The organism is Paenibacillus sp. GCM10027628, assembly GCF_042676385.1.
Classification (GTDB): domain Bacteria; phylum Bacillota; class Bacilli; order Paenibacillales; family NBRC-103111; genus Paenibacillus_E.
In genome coordinates this window covers 64,167-86,373 of record NZ_JBHTHA010000004.1, presented here as the reverse complement: position 1 = coordinate 86,373, position 22,207 = coordinate 64,167, and the positions used below count along the sequence as shown (strand labels likewise).

Here is a 22,207-nt window from a genome sequence, read left to right as displayed (position 1 = left end):
GAACGGTACGTACGGTGGTGTAAGAGGTCGGGGGCTAGCCGCCCCCTCCTACTTAATTTTTTGAAGGATCTTAGCAAGACGGTTTACTGAACAATCGTTCTCGGTATTTTAGTGATGTCACGCCGAAGTGGTCTCTACAGAATAATTGGTTATAGGAGAAAGGGGGGGATGAAACGTCCATCTATATCGGTGAATCCGTATTCTTGTGCAAGATCACCAACTTGTAACACCAGTCCGTTTTTATGTCTTATTTCGCTATCTCCAGCCAAGGCAGATACAGCTCGCCCAATATAATACGTCGACTCAGTGCGGTTAAGAGCTTCAACCTCCTGCCAATGGTTTTCATCTGTGTAGAAATTCATTAGCATCAGTTCAGTTCTCATCCAACCAGGAGAAACAGCTACCACCGTAATCTTAGTGTTTTTAAGATCATGAGCCAAACTGAGTACTGACCGGTTAATCGTATTCTTGGCAAGATCGTAATAGAAAGTTCCCAGATACTTATCCTGATCCTGAAATGTGGTATGCACGATTAATCCTGAATCAGCTTCCATCATAAGCGGGATCGCATAATGGTTGGTCGCTATTTGCGCGCGTACTCCGCACTGAAACATTGCATCCCACATGTGAAGTGGATATTCCCAGAAAGCTTTAGGTTGTAAATTCACTTCCAAGTCATGCAGTCCCCAAACGTTATTCACAAGTATATCGAGACGTCCTTGTTCCTGTCGGATTCTCTCGATTAGAGCTTTTGTATCCTCATCACGTGTATGATCGCAACGGCATGCGTAAGCCTTTCCTCCATTATTAAGAACCTCCTCGACAGTTTCATCAATACTACCTGGAAAACCGCGTGTCGTAGTACCTCGTAAACTTCTTCCAGATACATAAACCACTGCTCCGGCTTTCCCAAGCTCCAAGGCTATCCCTCTTCCAGCCCCCCGACTGCCTCCGGTAACGAGAGCGATTTTTCCATCGAGTCTCTTCAATTCCACCCACTCCTTCGTAGCTATTTATTTCATAATACAAAGGTAATATGTCATCTAGTGTCATGATTATAATTTTTCTAACCAAGATCAGACTTTCCACACCTTCAGCATACTTTCAGCTAACTTTCATATGCCCATCAGCCAAACTTAAGTAAAGCTTCAGGTTAGCGCCCTATACTTATATCTATCAACACCAATCAAAATAAGTGGCACACGAAAGGCGGTAATCACATGAGTGAAGATATGAATAATATGATTAACTTAAATGATATAAAGGTTGAAAACAAGAAGAGGAGCACCAAATTAAGATCTATGTTTGCAGCTTTTATGGCTGGCGCGGTCGTAGTCGGTGGATTGATGTTCACGTCAGATAAGATGAATTTGTTTGGGTTTGATGCCCAACCCGTTCAATCAGGTGTCGCTGCTGCTGCCAACTCGGCAGGAGCTGGTGTCCAGACTGCATCGTTAACCCCTTCAGGGACGAACAGTATCTCATCCATTGCAAAAGCTGCGAGTCCGGCGATTGTCAAAATCGAGACCAAAGTAAAACAGACCAATAATGGACAAAATAGAAGAAACATATTGGGGCAAGGTACTGGGAGCGGAGATACCATTGAAAATGGGATTGGATCAGGCTTTGTTTTCGACTCGAACGGTTATATTTTAACTAACGAGCATGTTATTGATGGTGCAGACGAAATCGATGTCTATGTGCAAGGCTACGACACACCCTTTACGGCAACTCTTCTTGGAAGCAGCTACGATCTAGACTTGGCTGTGCTCAAAATTCAAGGGGATAAAGCTTTTCCTGCATTGAAGATCGGTAACTCCGACAATACGCAAGTAGGGGATTGGCTTGTTGCGATCGGTAACCCGTATGACTTCGATTACTCCGTAACTACGGGCGTTTTAAGCGCCAAAGAGCGCACGATCAGCATCGATGATGAGCAGGGTACTCGCAATTACAAACATTTGCTGCAAACGGACACAGCGATCAATCCAGGTAACTCCGGCGGTCCGCTTTTGAATATGAATGGTGAAGTTATCGGTATTAATACGGCTGTAAACGCTGAAGCGCAAGGAATGGGCTTTGCAATTCCCGCAAGTACGATTAGTTCTGTTGTAGATAAACTGAAAAATAACGAAACAATTCCAAAAGAGCCGGCACCATACATCGGCGTAGCTCTACAAAATATTTCGGATGATATGCTGCAAGACTTAAAAATCAACAGCACAAAAGGTGCCGTAGTTGCTGATGTGCAGCAAGGCACGCCAGCTTTTAAAGCGGGCATTCGTCAATTCGACGTTATTTTGGATGTGAATGGCACAGCAGTTTCAAGCGCTGATGACATTACAAAAGCTGTGCAAGCCGCAGCCGTGGGAGACGAACTGAAAATAACAATCTCTCGTGACGGTCAAACGAAGGATGTTACTGTTGCAGTTGGGAATAAAAACGCAGCGAGCAACTAAAGGTAATTTAAACTTCGAATCTAAATTAGAGCGTTAATACAGGCCGCCGCGGCAACGATCGGCGGCCCTGTTACATATAGGCACTGTTGATTTTCAACAAAAGAAAACCGCCAACAAAAAGTTGGCGGTAATGCTAACACCATGTGATTGAAGAAAGTAGTTTCAAATGATTCAACTGCCAAGTTTAGTTCCGAAACCCCAAGCAGTGGAGACGCGGCTCATAACGCGGATTTTCCGTCTTAACCGACGCCGACTTGGCAAATGAGGTGGTTTAAGCCGGTTTTTCCGCGTAAAAGTCAAGTGTCACCCCCCCAAGCAGTGGAGACGGGGCATATAACGCGGATTTTCCGTCTTAACCGACGCCGACTTGGCAAATGAGGTGGTTTAAGCCGGTTTTTCCGCGTAAAAGTCAAGTGTCACCCCCCCAAGCAGTGGAGACGGGGCATATAACGCGGATTTTCCGTCTTAACCGACGCCGACTTGGCAAATGAGGTGGTTTAAGCCGGTTTTTCCGCGTAAAAGTCAAGTGTCACCCCCCCAAGCAGTGGAGACGGGGCATATAACGCGGATTTTCCGTCTTAACCGACGCAGTCTTGGCAAATGAGGTGGTTTAAGCCGGTTTTTCCGCGTAAAAGTCAAGATTCGCCCTCCCAAGCAGTGGAGACGCGGCTCATAACGCGGTTATTCCGTCTTAACCGACGCCGACTTGGCAAATGCGGGTTTAAGCCGGTCTTTTGTTACTCCTCCATTAATAATTGATTTAAAAGCAACATATTTTCACTCCAGAATTTTCTGTAAAACGATACCCAATCCTCAATTTCTCTCAATGGAGCGGCATTCAGCCGATATCGCGTTTCCCTCCCGACTTTTCGGTTGGTTACGAGACCGGCATCCTTAAGAATGGCCAAATGCTTAGATACCGCAGTACGCCCCATTTGAAAATGAACTGTTAACTCATTGAGAGGCAACTCTTCCGCGTTCGCCAATAGACGTAACAGGTGACGCCGAGTCGGATCTGCAACGGCCGCGTAGATATCTTTCGGTTGATTAGCTTCCATACCACCATCTCCAATAACCACTTATGCTCAAGGAACTAAATTGTGTTCTATTCATATTAGGATACCGAAAAATGTCATGTCAATGCTTGACAGGATGAAACAAAAACAACCTGGGCTGTGGGCTTGAAAAAGGCCATTCGCGCAGGTGTTTTTGTAGAGCGTATTCATGCCATTAATAAGCAAGCCCAACCCGACAACCCACATAGTCGCGCGTCAAAGCTTCCTTGTAGGTGAATTCCGCGGTGTCGCCCACCGAGATGGACATGCCGCCATCCGGCAAGTAGTCACGCTGTGCGCGGTACGTACCCACCGGCTCTCCGTCTGGCAAATACGTTGGACAGACGGTGGTCCAATCCAAGCCGGATGCGACCAGCAGCTCCCAAGCCTTCCTGTGCTCCTCGGCCGCTCGCGTTGAGGAGCGTCTGGAATCCGGCGCTTCGTAGCGGAGCAGCCCGGGGTGCTCCCGGCTCTGCAGAATGCCGGCCGTTCCAACGGTGACGATCCGCTTGATGCCTCGAGCTTTCATTTCCCGGATGATCAGCGGCATGCTCTCGGTCAGCGCTGTTCCTCCATCTGTACCGAGACAGCTAATAACCAGTTCTACATCGTGAAAGGCGCTTTGGATGTCCTGTTCGCGACAGGCATTACCTTCATACAGTTTAAACATCGAAGGGCTTACGTCCCTTACGTCCGTCAGATTCTCCGCTCGTCGAACAAGTGCATGGACTTCATGTCCATCCGCTAATGCTTTAGCGAGAACCCTCCTTCCTACCCTTCCGGTGGCTCCTAGCAGAAGTATGCGCATGATGATCCTCCCTATTTCATTGATCTAAGGCTTATTATACCTAAAAATAATCGGACATGGCTCCTTGCGCGTTCAGGGGCTCCCACTTGAACCGTGCTTGCGAATCCAGCATAATAGTCCTGTAAGCAAGCAGCGGCACTATTTTGGCATAGAAGGGAATTTCCCAGTCATGAGAATCAATAAATTTATAAGTGAAACCGGCGTCTGTTCCAGACGGGAAGCGGATAAGTGGGTGGAAGCGAAGCGGGTTACGATCAACGGCGAAGTAGCCGGATTGGGCAGTGTCGTAGGTCCAGGCGACGAGGTGCGAGTCGATGGCAAGCCAATCGGCGTGAAAAAAGAGCACGTCTACATTGCACTTAACAAGCCAGTCGGCATTACCAGTACGACCGAAGCGCATGTGAGAGGCAATATTGTTGACTTCGTCGGGCATGCGGAGCGCATTTTTCCTATCGGACGGCTTGATAAGGATTCAGAAGGATTGATCCTGCTGACGAACAACGGCGATATTGTGAACCAGATCCTGCGAGCAGAGAACAATCACGATAAAGAATACATCGTTACAGTGAATCGGCCGATTACGTCGATGTTTTTGCAAGGGATGGCCAGCGGGGTCAAAATACTCGGGACGACAACGAAGCCCTGTGAAGTTTACAAGGTGGGGGACCGTGTTTTCCGTATTATTCTCACGCAAGGACTTAATCGTCAAATTCGCCGGATGTGCGAGGCGTTTGGCTATCGGGTCGTACGATTGCAGCGTGTACGGATCATGCACATTCATCTCGGCAATTTGAAGCTGGGCAAATGGCGGAATTTGACGCAGGGCGAAATGCAGGATTTGATGCATACGCTCAGCAAAGAGAAGCCCGGCCCCAATATGGAGCGTTCACAACCAAACCGGACAAGTTAATAAAGCGAGCAGATCCAACCAAAAGAGCATGAGCAGAGCCTCCGTCAGGGGTGTTCGGTACATGCTTTTTTTCTTTTAAAAAACTTATCATGCCAAGCAACCTTTTTCCAACTTCTGACGTTTAGAGCGTAGAACCCTTACATAACGCATACTTGCAAGCTCGTTAAGCTACATAAACCAATAAGGAGGAAGATGATTTTGAAAAAATGGTTGAAACAAGCTGGAACGCTCGCCATTGCCTCATCGCTTTTACTCACTGCAGTTCCTCAGGTATGGGCGGATGAAGCCGTTACCTCAAGTAAGCCCATGATCCTGCCTGTTATTCCCGGCCAAGGAGATGGCAAGCAGTTGGAAGCAAGCATCACCAAAGAACGCGCCCTTGAACTAGCCAAGACCTATGTAACGATTCCGACCGGATTCACGCTGCAATCCGTAAGCTTGAACTCGTATTATGGGAGCGGCGGCCGCAATGTTCCAACGTGGAACATCAATTATATGAAAAAGGTAAAGGATCAGTATTACGGCAATTTGAGCGTATCGATCAATGGTATGGACGGGTCGCTCACGTCCTATTCGATCAATGACAACGATCCGGATCATAAGCCCAGCTATCCGCCGAAGGTGGATTTTAAGGGTGCCAAAGACGTGGCCTCGGCCTGGATCGCCAAAGTGAACCCGAGCAAGCAGAAAGAGCTGCTATACAACGATACCGAAGAGAACTCCTTCCGAACGCCGCTGAATGGCAATTATCAGTACAATATTCGTTTTGACAGGGCTGTGGGTGGTGTGCCTTTCAGTCAAAACGGGATGAATGTGAGTGTAAATGGCGAAGGCGAAGTTACGAGTTACAACTATAATTGGGACGATAACGTCAGTTTTGAGCAGAATGTAACGCCCATCTCGAAAGAAAAGGCTGCGCAATTGTTCCATGACAAGTCCAATTTGTACTTGCTATACCAGATTCCTTATGGAATGAAAGGGAAAAAGACGCCGATCACCTCTTACACAGTGGACCCTTTTTCGTTGAATGCGGTAAGCGGAGAGTTATGGAATCCTGGAATGGGTTCTGCGCCTGCAGCCGATGGAGAGAAGCCTCTGAGCGATAAACCGCTGGCGGAGAAACCTTCGGCAACACTGAATTTAACCAAGGAGCAAGCCGCAGAGAAGGTAGTGAGCGCTTTTAACCTCTCTACGGATTATAAACTGCAGGAAGCTTCCTATAATGAGTCCACGAATCCGGATAGCGGAGAAACGGAATCAACCTGGAATTTGAACTGGAGCCAGCCGGCTGACAAGGATTCGAAGAGTAAAATCGGGGGCGGCGGCGCCTGGGCCAGTGTGAATAGCAAAACGGGCGAGATTCTGAACTTCAACAGCTACATCCCTTATGGGCCAGATTCTGAAAAGGAAATTGAAGGCAAAGTTTCATTGGACGATGCGAAGACGGCGGCCGTTAATTTTGTGAAAAAACATCTGCCCGCCTATACGGACCAGCTGGTGCTGAACATGCCGTCGGCTAAAAACTATTCGGAAGAGCAGCTGAAGCATATGCGCAACTGGGACATTCAATTCAAACGCGTCATCGACGGCATCTCGGCCGGGAATGAGAACGTGGGTGTGAGCATCGATCGGACCAATGGCCAGATCATGAACTTCCATTTCTCGATCAGCGATCTGCCGTATCCGAAGACGAAGCCTGAAGTGCTGGCCGTCGATAAAGCCAAAGATATTCTCCTTTCCCAGTACAATATTAAGCTGAATTATGTGCTTGCAGGCAATGGACCGATCTATGGGATGCCGATTGAAAAATATAATGTCATGGTTGCAGCCGGCAAGATTGCGCCAACCGCTGCTGTGGGTACAGCGGGCGAGAAGCTGGAAGCCAAGCTTGTCTATTCGCTAGAACCAAAGTACACGCGTGAAGCGTTCTTGTTAGACGCTGAGTCCGGCCAATGGAAGAATGCAAATACCGGCGAAGTGATCTCTCTGGAAAAAGTGAAAGTCGACGACATCGACAATCACTGGGCTCGCAATGAGCTTCAGCTAATGCTGGATTATCAAGCACTGGACGTGAAAGACGGCAAAGTAAATCCCGATCAGACGATAACGCGCGGAGAATTGATCAAAATGCTTGTCATCGCCATGAACGGCGGTAATGGAGGCATTTATTACGGAGCGGAGCGTAAAGCTTCTTTCGCCGACGTAGCCGCTACCTCCGCCTACTTCGCTTATGTGGAAAATGCCGTCGATCGGGGACTGCTCGATCCCGGCGCAGATTTTAATCCGGAAGCCAAAATGAATCGCGAAGAGATGGCTCAGCTCATCGTGAAGGCGCTTGGTTACAAGAGCTTGACGAAGTTCGACGGCATCTTCAATACGAACTTTGCGGATGCGTCCAAGCTGAAAAATGTTGGCGATGCGGCCATCGTGCTCGGTCTTAACATTATGTCGCTCAGCGGCGATAAATTCGAGCCGCAGCAAGAAGTATCCAAGGCGCAGGCGGCCAGCGCATTCTACCGCTTCCTGCAGAAGCGGGCAGAGCTGCAAGACCGGTCACCACGCTTCTATTATTAAGGACTCCTGGGCATGCCGCTTCGGCGGCATGCATTATTTTTTTTCCACTGCGCTCTAAAGCCTCAGATATGCTACAATATTCTTTAAAACTTGGTATTAGCGTAGCTAGGAAAAGGAGTCAGAGTGTATGAGTGTGTCCACGAGAGTAGGCTTGGAAGATATCATCAAAGCGAATCACGTGCTTAGCCGTGTGATCGAGCCATCGCCTTTGCAGCGTAATGAGCTTCTGTCCAATTTATATGAATGCAACGTTTATCTCAAACGTGAAGATATGCAGGTCGTACGGTCTTTTAAAATTCGCGGAGCTTACAATGTGATTCAAAGCTTATCTCCGGAAGAGCGCGAGGCGGGCGTTGTTTGCGCAAGCGCGGGGAATCACGCGCAGGGTGTGGCTTACTCCTGTAAGCAGCTCGGTATCGAGGGCAAAATTTTTATGCCGACCACGACGCCCCGTCAAAAAATATCCCAGGTGAAGCTGTTCGGAGGCTCGTTTGTCGAGGTGATCCTGACAGGTGATACGTTCGACGACTCCTCGGCGCAAGCCAAAGCTTATTGCGAAAAGGAAAACAAAGTGTTCATTCATCCGTTTGACGATGTTCGCACGATTGCCGGCCAAGGCACCGTAGGGCTTGAGATTATGAATCAAATGCCCGAGAGCCCGGACTATATCTTCGCGACGATTGGCGGCGGCGGTCTGGTAGCGGGTGTATCTACGTTTGTAAAGAGCGTTTCCCCGCAAACGCGAATCGTTGGCGCTGAGCCCGAGGGGGCCGACAGCATGTCCGAATCGCTTCGCCAGGGACATGTTGTAACATTGTCCACGATCGACAAGTTCGTCGACGGTGCGGCTGTGAAGCAAGTGGGCCAGCTCACTTTTGACATTTGCAAAGACGCGCTTGAGGATATTGTAGTCATTCCTTCCGGCAAGGAGTGCACCACGATTCTTGAACTGTATAACAACAATGCCATCGTCATCGAGCCTGCAGGCGCTTTGCCGGTTGCGGCGCTGGATGCCTATCGGGAGCAAATACGCGGCAAGAATGTGGTCTGCATCATTAGCGGCGGCAACAACGATATCGAGCGGATGCAGGTGATCAAAGAGAGATCGCTTATCTATGAAGGGTTGAAGCACTATTTTATCCTCAATTTCCCTCAGCGGGCAGGGGCTTTGCGTGAATTTCTCGAGGAAGTGTTGGGGCCGACCGACGATATCACCCGATTCGAGTACACGAAGAAAAATAACCGGGACGACGCTCCGGCACTGGTCGGAATCGAGCTCAAAAACAAGGACGACTACGACGGGCTGATCGAACGTCTCTCTCGAAAAGATTATGGTTACATCGAAATTAATAAGGATCCGAAGCTATTTAATTTGTTGATTTAAACTAGAATCTATTAGCCAACCACCTATGAATATGCTATAGTAAATGAGCTACAAAAATTTCCATATCCATATTTCTCAAAAGGCAAACTTGTCGAAAGATAAGGGCGCAAAGCCTCAGATCTAACGTTGCTTTGCAACTATGATGGCTGGGCTGCCGAGAGGTCACAATTCTACCTATGCAGCTAGTACACCTAACGGCTATTCCGCTTCGGAATAGCTTTTTATTTTGGCTTGTTGAAAACGCAGCCAATGCTTACGAGAAAGTTTTACTAAATTTAGGAGGATCCAAGCATGAAGGGCATAAAGTCTTCAAAATGGGCGCAGCATATGAAAGTATATGTTTGGGCATATATCGGCTTATTTAGCGTCTGTTTGTTGACGGTTAATCTGCTTGCAGCCGCTTCATTTTCATTTCAACCTCGTGTGCTGATCGCGCTAACGGTTCAAGTCGTCATTTGCTTGCTCATTGCTTTTCGCGTGCGTTTGTTATTGAAAACAAAGCAGCAGGTTGAAGAGCAAATGAATGAAATGACACATATGGCCTACCATGACGCCTTGACCGGCTTGCCGAACCGTCGGCTGTTCCAGGATCGTCTGGAACGCGCACTGCTGCAAGCAAAGCGTCGCGAGCAGCTGGTGGCGGTGATGTTCCTGGATATGGACCGCTTCAAAGGCGTGAACGATACTCTGGGTCATGCTTGCGGCGATCAATTGATCCGGCAGGCGGGCCAGCGCTTGGTAAGCTGCTTACGGGGAGCTGACACGGTGTTTCGGCAAGGCGGGGACGAATTCACCATTTTGCTGGAATATATGGCGAAGCCCGAAGATGTTAGAGTTGTAGCGGCCCGCATTCAAGCGGAGTTGGAGGAGCCTTTTATTCTCGAGGGTACGCCTGTATCGGTGACAGCGAGTATGGGGATTGCCTTATATCCGATGGACGGCGATACGCCGGAGCAGCTCATGGAACGGGCGGATGAAGCGATGTACGCGGCAAAGGAGCGGGGGCACAATCACTTCCAATTCTACGCCTCAGATATCGATGCAATGCTGGCAGGCAAAGCATATTTGGAAAAAGAGCTGCGGTTATCGCTGCAGCATGAACATTTTGAATTGCGGTATCAGCCTCAATATGAATTGGCAACAAGAGAACTAAAAGGCGTGGAGGCCGTACTTTCTTGGAGCAAGGGGGGGCCTCAATCTGTATACGGTCTGAATTGGAGAAAGATCGCTGACGAAACCGGCCTTATGATCCCTATAGGCCATTGGATGCTGCGCAACGCCTGCATGCAGGTGAGAAGCTGGCAGGATTCCGGCTATCCGCCGCTCCGATTGACAGTCGGCATCACTTCTGTTCAATTCGAAGATCCGTTTCTTATCGATAAGCTGGATGCCATTTTGAAAGAAACGGGTATGGACCCAAAACGTGTTGAAATCGATCTGACAGAAAGTATTTCTACTTCCAGCGTTCAAGAGGCGGGGGAGAAGCTAAGGCAATTAAAAGCACTGGGAGTCCGCGTTGCAATGGACGATTTGTGCATCGGATTGTTTACGCGTTCCGGTATGGAGGGAATGCCGATGGACAGCGTGAAGCTCGATAGCGCGTTGGTGAGGGATCTTCCCGACGATGACGAGAATCAGGCGTTAGCTGCGGCCATTATTCGAATGGCCCATCGTTTGGGGCTGAATCTGATCGCCAAAGGTGTTGAAACGAAAGCGCAATTGGAGCATTTGCAGCATTTGCAGTGCACGGAAGTACAAGGGGAACTGTTCGGCGGACCTTTACATCCTACGGAGTTCCTAAAGCTAATGAAAGAAAATGTCGTCCAAGTGGCCACGTAGATTTTATTGACCACAGGTAGTATAATAAATACTTGGTGCTTGGAACCTATATTGTTGAGAATGACAAACGAAATATGCCGGCTTGTATGACGTCACGAATTATGATATTCCTAGGGGAACCTACTTTTCTCCTAGGCCTTTTAATGTTACAATTGTACATGCAAGGTCTTACATAATTTCGTTTATCGTGGTCATACTACAATGTGGAACTCCATGGTAAAGGTAAAATTAATATGATGGGGGTAAAAACAATGAAGAAAGTGCTTTCTACAGCTCTTATGGCTGTAACGGTTACGGCAATGGCGCTCACAGGTTGCGCGAAGAAAGACGAAACTAAGCCTGCAGCATCAGCAACTCCAGGAGCTACCGCGGCAGCAACTGCTGCAGCATCGACAGCTCCTAGCAATAACAGCGGCAAAGATTTCAAAATCGGTATGGTTACGGATATCGGTGGTGTAAACGATAAATCCTTTAACCAAAGCGCTTGGGAAGGTTTGAAAGCCCTTGAGAAACAAACGGGCGTTAATGTGAAAAACCTCGAAAGCAAAAGCGATGCGGACTACACGCCGAACTTGAACAAATTCGTTAAAGACGGATACAACTTGACTTGGGGTATCGGTTTCTTGATGGGTGACTCGTTGAAAACAGTAGCAACGCAAAACCCTAACGCTAAATTGGCGATTATCGATAACGTGGTTGACGCTCCTAACGTAGAGTCCGTTACTTTCTCCGAGCAAGAAGGCTCCTACCTCGTTGGTGTGGTAGCAGGTCTGACAACGAAAACGAACAAAATCGGTTTTGTCGGCGGTATCGACATCCCGGTTATCAAACGTTTTGAAGCTGGTTTCGTAGCAGGGGTTAAAGCTGTTAATCCTAACGCGAAAATTCAAATCAACTACACAGGCGCATTCGACAAGCCTGACCTTGGTAAAGCAGCGGCAGCAACGATCTACAACGATGGCGCTGACATTATTTTCCATGCCGCGGGTTCCACAGGTAACGGTGTATTTAACGAAGCCAAAGACCGCGCTAAAAACGGTAAAAAAGTATGGGTTATCGGTGTAGATAAAGACCAATCCCTAGAATTTGGTGACGATGTAACACTGACTTCCATGATGAAACGCGTTGACCAAGCGGTTACTCGCGTATCCAAAGATATCATCGACAACAAATTCCAAGGTGGCAAAACGGTTGTTCTTGGGCTTAAAGATGATGGCGTAGGTCTTCCTGACACATCCAAGAAAAACGTAACTGCAGACATCTTGAAAAAAGTGGATGAGTACAAAGCGAAAATCATCAGCGGCGAAATCAAAGTACCTGAAACTCCAGCACCATAATTGTTGCCATATCGCACAGAAGCAAAGTAACACTAAGCGTGTTTTAGTAGAAACAAGGCTAGTTGCATAAACTAGCCTTGTTCTTTAGTTAGAAGAGGTTTTTTTGGAACATACATCTAAAAATTGATCCGTAGGGTGATCTGATGAGTGAATTAACCCCTGTTGTTGAGCTGAGCAACATTACGAAGCGATTCCCTGGCATTGTCGCCAACGATTCGATCAGCCTAAAGCTCAAAAAAGGCGAGATTCATGCCCTTCTTGGTGAGAATGGCGCCGGCAAATCAACATTAATGAACATCTTGTTCGGCTTGTATCAGCCTGATGAAGGTTTCATCAAGGTGCATGGCAAAGAAGTCAACATCGACAGTCCGAACCGTGCTATTGATCTTGGGATCGGCATGGTGCATCAGCATTTCAAGCTCGTTCAACCTTTTACCGTGACCGAAAATATTATTTTAGGCATGGAGCCCAAAAAAGGCATTAACGTGGACTTCCGCACCGCGCAAGAGAAGGTACGCAAGCTGTCCGAACAGTACGGTCTCCGCGTCGATCCGAAAGCGAAAATCGAGGATATTTCCGTTGGTATGCAACAGCGTGTGGAAATCTTGAAAACGCTGTATCGCGGTGCGGACATTCTCATTTTTGATGAGCCTACTGCTGTTCTAACGCCGCAGGAAATCAGCGAACTTATCGAAATCATGCGCAATCTGGTTAAAGAGGGCAAGTCGATTATCCTCATTACCCATAAGCTCAAGGAGATTATGGAGATTGCCGATACCGTGACGATCATTCGCCGGGGCAAGGTTATCGACACACTTTCGACGTCCACGGCCAATCCGCAGATTTTGGCGGAAAAGATGGTCGGACGCGATGTATCGTTTAAGGTAGTCAAGCAGGAAGCGAAGCTGGGCGAACCTGTTCTTCAGGTCCAGGATCTTGTAGCGCGTAATCAACAAGGGTTACCTGCATTGAAGGGGCTTAACTTTGAGGTGAAAGCCGGAGAAATTCTCGGCATCGCCGGTGTGGACGGCAATGGACAAAGCGAGCTGATTGAGGCTTTAACCGGCTTGCGTTCAGTGGATAGCGGGCGCGTTCTGCTGATGGGCAATAACATTACGAACCATTCGCCAAGGGAGATTTCGGAAGCGGGCTTATCCCATATTCCGGAAGATCGCCACAAGCATGGATTGGTTTTGGATTTCTCAATGAGCGAAAACATGGTGTTGGAAACGTATTTTCACCCTGAATATAACCGAGGCGGATTCTTGAACTACGAGGCGATCGATCGCCATGCCGAGGCGCTGATTAAGCAGTTTGACGTTAGAACGCCAAGTATCTATAACAAGGCGCGTTCCTTGTCAGGAGGCAATCAGCAAAAAGCGATCATTGCCAGGGAAATCTACAAGAACCCGAACCTTTTGATCGCCGCGCAGCCTACACGCGGATTGGACGTTGGAGCGATTGAGTTCGTGCATCGTCAATTGATCGAGCAGCGGAACAAAGGCAAAGCGGTGCTGTTGATTTCTTTTGAATTGGACGAGATTATGAACGTGTCTGACCGAATTGCGGTCATCTACGAAGGACAGATTGTGGGAGAGGTACTGCCGCAAGAAACAAATGATCAGGAGATCGGGCTGCTGATGGCCGGTAGTAAGCGCACTGGGAAGGGAGCTGCTCATGAATAAGGTCGCCAGAATTTTTACAAGTGAATCAGCGGTCAATCCGATTGTAGCGATTATACTCGGTTTAATATTCGGAGGGCTCGTCATGCTTGCCGGAGGGTATAACCCGATTGCCGCATATGGCTCGCTTTTCTCCCAAATCTTCGGCAGTTCTTATGATATAGGTGAAGCTGTTCGTGCCATCACACCGCTTATTTTAACGGGATTATCGGTTGCCTTTGCCTTCCGGACGGGCCTATTCAACATCGGTGCTGAAGGGCAAGTGATGATGGGGATGACAGGGGCTACATTCATCGGCGTGAAGGTGACCGGACTTCCATGGATCATCCATGCTCCGCTTGCTGTCATCGTAGGAGCCTTGCTGGGCGGGCTTTGGGGAGCCATCGCAGGGTATCTCAAAGCAAAGCGCGGCGTGAATGAGGTGATCACGACGATTATGTTGAACTGGATCGCATTGTTCCTTTCCAACTATATCGTGAATACATTCCTGTTAGAGCCCAAACAGCAGCGCTCGTACATGATTCAGGAATCGGCGTCGCTCAGCATCACTTGGCTGTCCGATCTTCTCAATCATGCCAGGGTTCACTGGGGGACGTTAATCGCGATCATCGCAGCTATTCTCTTCTACGTCATTTTGTGGAAAACAAAGCAAGGTTACGAGCTGCGAGCGGTTGGTCATAATATCGATGCAGCCAAATACGCAGGGATGAATGTGAATCGTAACATTGTGAAGGCGATGTTCATCAGCGGTATCTTTGCCGGACTTGCCGGTGTTTTTGAAATTCTGGGGGTATTCCACTATCAAGTCGTGGCGGCGGCGTCGCCGGGCTATGGGTTTGATGGTGTGGCCGTATCTTTGCTCGGTGCCAATAATCCGGTCGGCATCGTGCTTGGAGCCGTGCTGTTCGGAGGCTTAACCTACGGTTCTGCGGGAATGAGCTTTGGTGCGGATGTGCCGCCGGAAATCGTGCGTATCGTCATCGGTTCAGTAATCTTCTTCGTAGCAACGCAAGGCATCGTGAAATGGGTACTGATCCCATTCTACGGCAAACGCAAGAAAGAGAGGGCGTCGTAACATGGACCTGCTCACATTGATTAACTCGTTCCTAACCAAATTTAGCGAACTTATTAATACGACGCTCGTTTACTCGACGGCACTTATTTTTGGCGCATTGGGCGGGATTTTCTCCGAACGTTCAGGTGTCGTAAATATCGGTATCGAGGGTTTGATGGTATCCGGGGCTTTCGCTTCCGCGGTTGGCTCTTACTATGCGGAACAAGCAGATATGGGCGTCTGGTCTCCGTGGATTGGACTGCTGACAGCGGTTTTGTTTGCGCTGATTTTTGCGCTGATTCATGCAGTGGCGACCATTTCCTTTAAAGCTAACCAGGTAATCAGCGGCGTGGTCATCAACTTCCTGGCAGCAGGCGTGACTGTGTATCTGGTTAAAGTGCTGTTCAATGGCGCCGGGCAAACAGAGACATTGAATGATGTGTTTTCCAAATACGATATTCCGCTGCTTTCCAAAATTCCTTATCTAGGCTATGCTTTCTTTACTGCATACCCAACGACTTACATCGCGTTGATTCTCGTGGCAGTAACCTGGTACGTACTGTTCAAAACGCCATTCGGTCTTCGTCTTCGCTCTGTGGGTGAGCACCCAAGTGCGGCGGATACGATGGGGATTAAAGTGAAGCGAGTCCGTTACCTTGCCGTGCTGATTAGCGGTGCGCTTGGCGGCCTCGGCGGTGCGACCATTACGCTAACGACGACAAGCAACTTCTCACATAATACGATTTCCGGTCAAGGCTTTATCGCCATGGCCGCGATGATTTTCGGCAAGTGGCATCCCGTTGGCGCGCTTGGCGCGGCTGTGTTCTTCGGGATGGCGCAGGCGCTCAACAACTTCATGCGGTTGTTCGATTTCTCGAAAAACATTCCGCAGGAATTCCTGTACATGCTGCCGTACGTACTAACGATCTTGGTGCTTGCAGGGGCCGTAGGCCGGGCAAAAGCGCCTTCGGCACTCGGTGAGCCGTACGATCCGGGCAAACGCTAGAAAAAACATGCACGACTGGGGGTTTCCCCTGGTCGTGCATGTTTTTTTGTTTCCTACTTCTCCATTCCTCGCCATAGCGGAACGAGAGTGCGTTATAGCAGGAAATAGTTGTTCTGGATACCCCTTCGCGGAACGTCGGTGTCTTATATACACGGAAATGAGGCTAAACTGCTGAAATTCGCTGGATAACGCATCGTCGTTCCGCGTCGAAGTGATAAAGAAAATCATTCTGAGGAATAGCGTATCGAGGTTCCGCTTTTATTTAATTGAACGCACGAGCAGCGAGTACATAGGTGAGCTCTTCACTAGAAGACCAATGCTGGTCAGGTCACAACGCGTCATAGCCGAATGGTGCCCCGAATTTCTGCAGGATCCGATATGCCATTGACACAGCCTCACGATGCGTAACCAGATCCTTTGGTCGAAACTGATCCTTTACGAAACTATCCAGCAATCCTTCCCGATAGGCAATGTGGAATAGCCCTAGCTGCTTCGCATTGATATCGGAGACATCCTTCAGGGCTAGCTGCGGATCAGGGTCGCCCTCATGGCTAGAGGCATTCATCGTTCGCAGCGACAACAATTTTACCATCCCGCCGACTGCATCCTCCCTGTGAATAAAACCTTGCTGATTGAAATCATCGACATAGGCTTGCAGTGTCAAAGCCCTTTGTTTTGCATCCTCCGGCATTTGAACGGCCAGCTTCATCAGCGTTGCCCAGTTCGATGTGGATATGGGTTCATTCAACTTGAGGACATCGAGCGTTTCCGAATTGAACTTCTCCCATTCTTCCACTGAGATAGGCCCCCGACCGTGTAGAGTAAGCTCTCGCGCCGGTACAAGCAATTGTTTGAACGGTGCCAGCTCGCTTTTTATCCATATGAGTTCTGCGTCATTCGCGTATACACTAGTTGGCAGGACAAGCGCTAACAGCAATGCAGTCAGTGCCGTTTGTTGAATAATTTTGCGCATCAAAATATCATTCGCCTCCTTGCTAATTTCATCTTGTTATAGATGTTAGACGAATGAAGAGGTAAAAAGTTCCAGATAAAATAAAACGCTTTCATAAAAATTTTTCGACAAGGAGGTTTGGTGTGAAGTTCATGTGGACGAGCTTTCAGTCCATGGAAACTTATGGTAGAGTTAGTTTAAAAGGACTTGATCTGATTCCGGTATTCACTGGGCGAGACCCCGTACCAACGACGGAACTGCTTGGAAAAATACAGGGGATCATAGAAGCCGACGGATGCAGCGATTTGTTCGATCGTAAGTTCCATGCGTTCCCGCAGCAGTAATCTCGCTTTATCGACCCGCAGCTTCAACAGGAAGGTCACTGGCGTTACTTTCGTATGGCGTTTGAATATGCGGGACAAGTAAGCGCGATTGTACCCTAGACTCTCGGCCATGAGCTCAATGGTAATGGGCTCCGCGTACTGCGTTGATAGATAATGAATAGCCTGCTGAACAATCCGGCCGCTCTCAGCTTCCGCGACCGCACCCGTTAAGGTAGAAGCCGTCAGCACATCGCAATATTCGGCAAGCAGCAGCTGCAAGTATCCGCAAGCCTTTAATTGAGCATTCGCCTTCCTGGTTCGAAGTGCTTGCTGAATATGACGGAACAATACGGGGATATGTCGATTGCGCTTGGTGTGTATGATCGGCAGCAGCGGATTGACGCTAGTGGAGGCAACCAGTCCGGCGGCTTCAGGCCCAGAGAAAGCGATCCAGCAATAATGCCAAGGGTCGGCCTCGTCCGAAACATAACTGACCAATTGTTCAGGCTCTATAACAAAGCTGTCCCCAGCGCTAAGGGCGTGATCATGTCCATGGCAGGAAAAGATTCCCTTGCCCGAGATGATATAGTGGACCAAGTAATAGTCATACACTTTGGGACCCAGCTTATGCGCAGGCTTCGTCTGACTCTCCCCGGCAAATAGCACAACAAGCTCCCGGTCTTGCGCAGGCAGCGGATTCGAAACAACATAGTAGCTTTCAGGTTTCAAATGAACGCACCTCGTCCTTCATCATATCCTTGTAGTCACTTTACCACACATCTTGCCAAAAGTTAAAGACTCGTAGATCACATTTATCCATGTGAAAATAACATCCCTCCATAGCCAATAACTTGACCATCTCTTATACTAAAGTTACAAACTTACTTCTAAAAAACGAATTCTAACTCTACAAAAGGCGGTGCCACCATGGCAGATCTGCAAGCATTGAAAGACACATTCATCGAAATTTACGGAGAATCCTCCGCGTCGATCTCGGCTTTCCACGCGCCAGGTCGGGTGAATCTGATCGGCGAGCATACCGACTATAACGGCGGTTATGTTTTCCCGGCTGCATTAACTTTCGGAACTACGATGTTAATTCGTCCTAGACAAGACAGGATCATTGGCTTTGCTTCCACCAATCTCGAGCTTCGCAAACAAATTTCCATAGATGACTTGTCCTACCAAGAGGCTGACGACTGGATCAATTATCCCAAAGGCATCGTTGTGCATTTAGCCAAAGAAGGCTTTCCGGTAATGAAGGGATACGACCTTTTGTTCCACGGAGAGATTCCAAATGGGGCGGGACTTTCCTCCTCTGCTTCGATTGAAGTCGTAACGGCGTATGGCTTGCTTACACTGGAAGGTCATCCGACGGATACCGTGAAAATCGCGCTGCTTGCGCAAAAGACGGAGAATCAGTTCGTCGGCGTCAACTGCGGCATCATGGACCAGTTCGCTGTGGCGAACGGCAAGAAGGATCATGCGATCCTGCTCATGTGCGATACGCTGGAGTACAGCCATGTGCCATTCAAAAGCGGCAGCTACAAGCTCTTAATCGGCAACACGAACAAGCGTAGAGGTCTCGTTGACTCGGCTTATAACGAAAGAAGAAGTCAATGCGAGCAGGCCGTGACGTACTTACAGCAGCAATTCCCGGGCATTACCCTGCTCGGTCAACTGAACCTGGAGCAGTTCAATGCGTCGAAGCACCTGATTCCGGATGAGACGGTACGCCGCAGAGCGCAGCATGTTATCGAAGAGATCGATCGCGTCCTGAAGTCGATTGAAGTGCTAAAGGCAAACGATCTCGAAGCTTTTGGCAAATTGATGATCGGTTCCCACGACTCGCTTCGCGACCTCTACGAAGTTACTGGTGCTGAGCTGGATGCCATGGTAGAAGCAGCGCTGAAGGTGCCAGGCGTGCTAGGCGCGCGTATGACAGGTGCAGGCTTCGGCGGCTGTACGGTTTCCCTCGTGCATGAGGACAGCGTGCAAACCTTCATTGATCAGGTGGGTAAAGAATACACAGAGAAAACAGGACTGACACCAAGTTTCTACGTATGCGATATCGGAAATGGCGTTGAGCAAATCGGGGAGGCGTTGTAAATGGCGATACTAGTTACGGGCGGAGCGGGCTATATCGGGTCTCATGCGGTAGCGGAGCTGCTGGCTAGAGGCGAAGATGTAGTCGTTGTGGATAACTTGCAGCAGGGGCATCGCGATGCTGTTTTGGGCGGGAAGCTGTACGTTGGGGATCTGCGTGACGGCGAGTTTCTGGATACGGTTTTCAAGGAAAACGATATCGAAGCAATCATTCATTTTGCTGCGAATTCCTTGGTAGGCGAAAGCATGACGAACCCTGCCAAATATTATCATAACAACGTTTACGGCACGCTTTGCTTGCTGGAGAAAATGACGCAATACGGCGTGAAGAAAATCGTCTTCTCCTCCACAGCAGCTACCTACGGCGAGCCGGAAAACATCCCGATCCTGGAGAGCGATCGTACGCTGCCAACGAACACATACGGCGAAACGAAGCTTGCCATGGAAAAAATGATGAAATGGTTCGACACCGCACACGGTATTAAATATGTGTCGCTTCGCTACTTCAATGCGGCCGGCGCTCACGCTAGCGGCAAAATCGGTGAAGATCACAGTCCGGAAACGCATCTGATTCCAATCATTCTCCAAGTCGCGTTGGGCCAAAGAGCACACATCTCGATTTACGGCGATGATTATGCGACAGAAGACGGAACCTGCATTCGCGACTACATTCATGTCAGCGACTTAGCGAGCGCACACGTGCTTGCTGTAGAGAAGCTGCGTCAAGGCGCGGAGAGTAACATTTTCAACTTGGGCAATGGCAAAGGTTTCTCGGTTAAAGCGGTCATCGATATCGCCCGTAAGGTAACCGGACATCCGATTCCAGCCGTCATAGAGCCGCGTAGAGCCGGTGATCCTGCGGAATTGATCGCATCCTCCGAGCGTGCGAGAGCAGAGCTTGGTTGGAAACCGTCGCGCGACTCCCTGGAAGAGATTATCGAGTGCGCGTGGAATTGGCATCAAAATCATCCGGGCGGGTATGAGAAGTAACCTCCTCGGCTATCGCAGAAAGGATCTGGGCAAATGGAACGGACAAACACAACGCCGCAGCACGCGGCGCTCACTATCGAGAGATTGCTGCAATTTGCCAGGCAAAACGGACTGATCGAGCAGCTTGATGTCTATACTTCGCGCAATGCGCTGCTGGATTTATTCGGTATCGCAGAGCCATATCCGGGAGAGGTTCCGGCGGAAAAGCTGGACAGCCCGGTAGAGCTGCTGGAGCAGCTTCTTGACGAAGCGTACGAGGCTGGCATGCTGCAGGATAACACGATGACCTATCGGGATTTGTTGGACGCGAAAATCATGGGATTGCTGATGCCTCGTCCTTCTGAAGTCGTGCATCATTTTTGGCATACGGCGAAGACCGTGAGTGTGGAGGCGGCTACGGATTATTTTTATAAACAATCGATCGATTCCAACTACATTCGAATGGATCGTATTCGTAAGAATGCCTACTGGCTGGCAGGTACGGAGTATGGAGATCTGGAGATTACGGTTAACCTCTCCAAGCCTGAGAAGGATCCGAAGGAAATCGCCCTGCTGAAGACGCTGCCGCAGAGCAGCTATCCGAAATGCTTGCTGTGCGCCGACAATCTAGGCTACGCAGGCCGTGTCGATCACCCGGCGAGACAGAACCTGCGCGTCATTCCGCTGGAGCTGGATGGCGAGAAGTGGTACTTCCAGTATTCGCCGTACGTGTACTACAACGAGCACAGCATCATCTTCCATGAGCAGCACATTCCGATGAAAACGACAGCGAACACGTTTTACCGGCTGCTCGATTTTATTGATCAGTTCCCGCATTATTTCATCGGGTCGAATGCGGATCTGCCGATCGTAGGTGGTTCCATACTGAACCACGATCATTTTCAGGGCGGGCGTCACAAATTCCCGATGGAAAAAGCGCCGAGCGAGACGGCTTTCTCGCATCCTGAATTTGCCGGCGTGAAGGCGGCCATCGTCAAATGGCCGATGTCCGTCCTTCGTCTGAGCGGACATAACAAACAGACGCTCCATAAGCTCGCCAGCAAGCTGCTCGACGATTGGCGCGCATACAGCGATGCGGAAGCGGACGTCCTCGCCTTCGGCGAGAAGGACGGACAGCGGATCCCGCATAACACGATTACGCCGATCGCCCGGAACAACGCGCGGGGAGAGTACGAGCTTGACCTGGTGCTGCGGAACAACCGCACCAGCATAGAGCATCCGGATGGGATCTTCCATCCGCATCAGCCCTTGCACCATATCAAGAAGGAGAACATCGGCTTGATTGAAGTTATGGGGCTCGCGGTGCTGCCGGGCCGCCTTCAGGCGGAGCTGGCGGATATCGCGGAGCTCCTGACCGGCGAAGCCGTCTATGGCGGCGAGATTCGCGAGGACGCGAGCCATCCGCTGCATAAGCACGCCGAGTGGATCGAGGCGCTGCTCGCGAAGTTCGGCACGACGCTGCAGCCGGCCGAGGCGAATGAAGCGCTGCAGGACGAGGTCGGCGCGAAGTTTCTCGACGTGCTGAAAGACGCTGGCGTCTTCAAGCGCAGCGAGGCTGGGCAGGCGGCGTTTCAGCGCTTCCTTGCAGCCTCCGGCTTTGCAAGAGAATAAGCAAATAAAAGCCCTATGGAACATGTTAGGAGTCTATAACATGTTTCATAGGGCTTTTGCTTTTCTTATATCCTCGTAGGCACTCTGTGGCAACCCAAGACTTTAACGCGGAAAAAA

General features: G+C 49.4%; 17 protein-coding genes and 1 riboswitch. Of the genes, 12 read left to right on the top strand and 5 right to left on the bottom strand.

All coding sequences use genetic code 11. The annotated features are described in order from the left end of the window. Nucleotides 1–149 precede the first annotated feature (149 nt). Nucleotides 150–995 carry an SDR family NAD(P)-dependent oxidoreductase gene (locus tag ACFQZT_RS08170; RefSeq protein WP_379298497.1) on the bottom strand — a complete coding sequence of 282 codons (846 nt, stop codon included), beginning with the start codon at nt 993–995 and terminating at the stop codon, nt 150–152. Nucleotides 996–1,220: 225 nt separating this feature from the next. Here ACFQZT_RS08170 and ACFQZT_RS08165 point away from each other — a divergent pair, with 225 nt between their 5' ends. Continuing rightward, nucleotides 1,221–2,459 carry a S1C family serine protease gene (locus ACFQZT_RS08165; RefSeq protein WP_379298495.1) on the top strand — a complete coding sequence of 413 codons (1,239 nt, stop codon included), beginning with the start codon at nt 1,221–1,223 and terminating at the stop codon, nt 2,457–2,459. A 737-nt stretch (nt 2,460–3,196) separates the two neighbouring features. Here the strand turns inward: ACFQZT_RS08165 and ACFQZT_RS08160 are convergent. Together ACFQZT_RS08160 and ACFQZT_RS08155 are read right to left on the bottom strand one after the other, a co-directional pair. Further along, nucleotides 3,197–3,517, bottom strand: coding sequence for an ArsR/SmtB family transcription factor (locus ACFQZT_RS08160; RefSeq protein WP_379298493.1), 321 nt, complete (start codon nt 3,515–3,517; stop codon nt 3,197–3,199). A 172-nt stretch (nt 3,518–3,689) separates the two neighbouring features. Next, the gene (locus tag ACFQZT_RS08155) at nt 3,690–4,322 is read right to left on the bottom strand and encodes an NAD(P)-dependent oxidoreductase (RefSeq protein ID WP_379298491.1); all 633 of its coding nucleotides are present in this window, start codon (nt 4,320–4,322) and stop codon (nt 3,690–3,692) included. 169 nt (nt 4,323–4,491) lie between these two features. On the opposite strand from ACFQZT_RS08155, the gene rluF reads away from it, so the two are divergent. The 8 genes from rluF to ACFQZT_RS08115 all read left to right on the top strand — a co-directional run bounded on the left by rluF (nt 4,492) and on the right by ACFQZT_RS08115 (nt 16,108). Continuing rightward, nucleotides 4,492–5,232 (top strand): 23S rRNA pseudouridine(2604) synthase RluF, encoded by a 741-nt coding sequence (rluF, locus tag ACFQZT_RS08150; protein ID WP_379298489.1) that lies wholly within the window; start codon nt 4,492–4,494, stop codon nt 5,230–5,232. A 198-nt stretch (nt 5,233–5,430) separates the two neighbouring features. Further along, a complete protein-coding gene (locus ACFQZT_RS08145; protein ID WP_379298487.1) occupies nt 5,431–7,806 on the top strand; it encodes an S-layer homology domain-containing protein in 2,376 nt (791 codons plus the stop codon). A gap of 127 nt (nt 7,807–7,933) precedes the next feature. Then, on the top strand, nt 7,934–9,190 hold the full coding sequence (ilvA, locus tag ACFQZT_RS08140; RefSeq protein ID WP_379298485.1) for a threonine ammonia-lyase IlvA: 1,257 nt from the start codon (nt 7,934–7,936) through the stop codon (nt 9,188–9,190). Nucleotides 9,191–9,261: 71 nt separating this feature from the next. Then, nucleotides 9,262–9,349: riboswitch (cyclic di-GMP riboswitch) on the top strand. 132 nt (nt 9,350–9,481) lie between these two features. Then, complete coding sequence (locus ACFQZT_RS08135) at nt 9,482–11,029, top strand: putative bifunctional diguanylate cyclase/phosphodiesterase (protein ID WP_379298483.1); 1,548 nt, start codon at nt 9,482–9,484, stop codon at nt 11,027–11,029. A 251-nt stretch (nt 11,030–11,280) separates the two neighbouring features. Further along, a complete protein-coding gene (locus tag ACFQZT_RS08130) occupies nt 11,281–12,366 on the top strand; it encodes a BMP family lipoprotein (RefSeq protein WP_379298481.1) in 1,086 nt (361 codons plus the stop codon). 143 nt (nt 12,367–12,509) lie between these two features. Beyond that, entirely contained in the window at nt 12,510–14,051 is a 1,542-nt protein-coding gene (locus ACFQZT_RS08125) for an ABC transporter ATP-binding protein (RefSeq protein WP_379298479.1), read from the top strand. Continuing rightward, on the top strand, nt 14,044–15,123 hold the full coding sequence (locus ACFQZT_RS08120) for an ABC transporter permease (protein WP_379298477.1): 1,080 nt from the start codon (nt 14,044–14,046) through the stop codon (nt 15,121–15,123). Before ACFQZT_RS08125 ends, ACFQZT_RS08120 begins: the two co-directional genes overlap by 8 nt. 1 nt (nt 15,124) lies before the next feature. Continuing rightward, nucleotides 15,125–16,108 (top strand): ABC transporter permease, encoded by a 984-nt coding sequence (locus ACFQZT_RS08115; protein WP_379298475.1) that lies wholly within the window; start codon nt 15,125–15,127, stop codon nt 16,106–16,108. Between the two features lie 328 nt (nt 16,109–16,436). On the opposite strand, the gene ACFQZT_RS08110 is transcribed toward ACFQZT_RS08115, so the two are convergent. Together ACFQZT_RS08110 and ACFQZT_RS08105 are read right to left on the bottom strand one after the other, a co-directional pair. Beyond that, nucleotides 16,437–17,084 carry a hypothetical protein gene (locus tag ACFQZT_RS08110; RefSeq protein ID WP_379298473.1) on the bottom strand — a complete coding sequence of 216 codons (648 nt, stop codon included), beginning with the start codon at nt 17,082–17,084 and terminating at the stop codon, nt 16,437–16,439. A 173-nt stretch (nt 17,085–17,257) separates the two neighbouring features. After that, complete coding sequence (locus ACFQZT_RS08105) at nt 17,258–18,112, bottom strand: AraC family transcriptional regulator (protein WP_379298471.1); 855 nt, start codon at nt 18,110–18,112, stop codon at nt 17,258–17,260. Between the two features lie 198 nt (nt 18,113–18,310). On the opposite strand from ACFQZT_RS08105, the gene ACFQZT_RS08100 reads away from it, so the two are divergent. Genes ACFQZT_RS08100 through ACFQZT_RS08090 form a run of 3 tightly spaced genes read left to right on the top strand, consistent with a single transcriptional unit; the run spans nt 18,311 to nt 22,090 of the window. Continuing rightward, the gene (locus ACFQZT_RS08100) at nt 18,311–19,492 is read left to right on the top strand and encodes a galactokinase (RefSeq protein WP_379298469.1); all 1,182 of its coding nucleotides are present in this window, start codon (nt 18,311–18,313) and stop codon (nt 19,490–19,492) included. Then, entirely contained in the window at nt 19,493–20,479 is a 987-nt protein-coding gene (gene galE / locus ACFQZT_RS08095) for a UDP-glucose 4-epimerase GalE (RefSeq protein ID WP_379298468.1), read from the top strand. A gap of 33 nt (nt 20,480–20,512) precedes the next feature. Continuing rightward, on the top strand, nt 20,513–22,090 hold the full coding sequence (locus ACFQZT_RS08090) for a UDP-glucose--hexose-1-phosphate uridylyltransferase (protein ID WP_379298466.1): 1,578 nt from the start codon (nt 20,513–20,515) through the stop codon (nt 22,088–22,090). Nucleotides 22,091–22,207 lie beyond the last annotated feature (117 nt).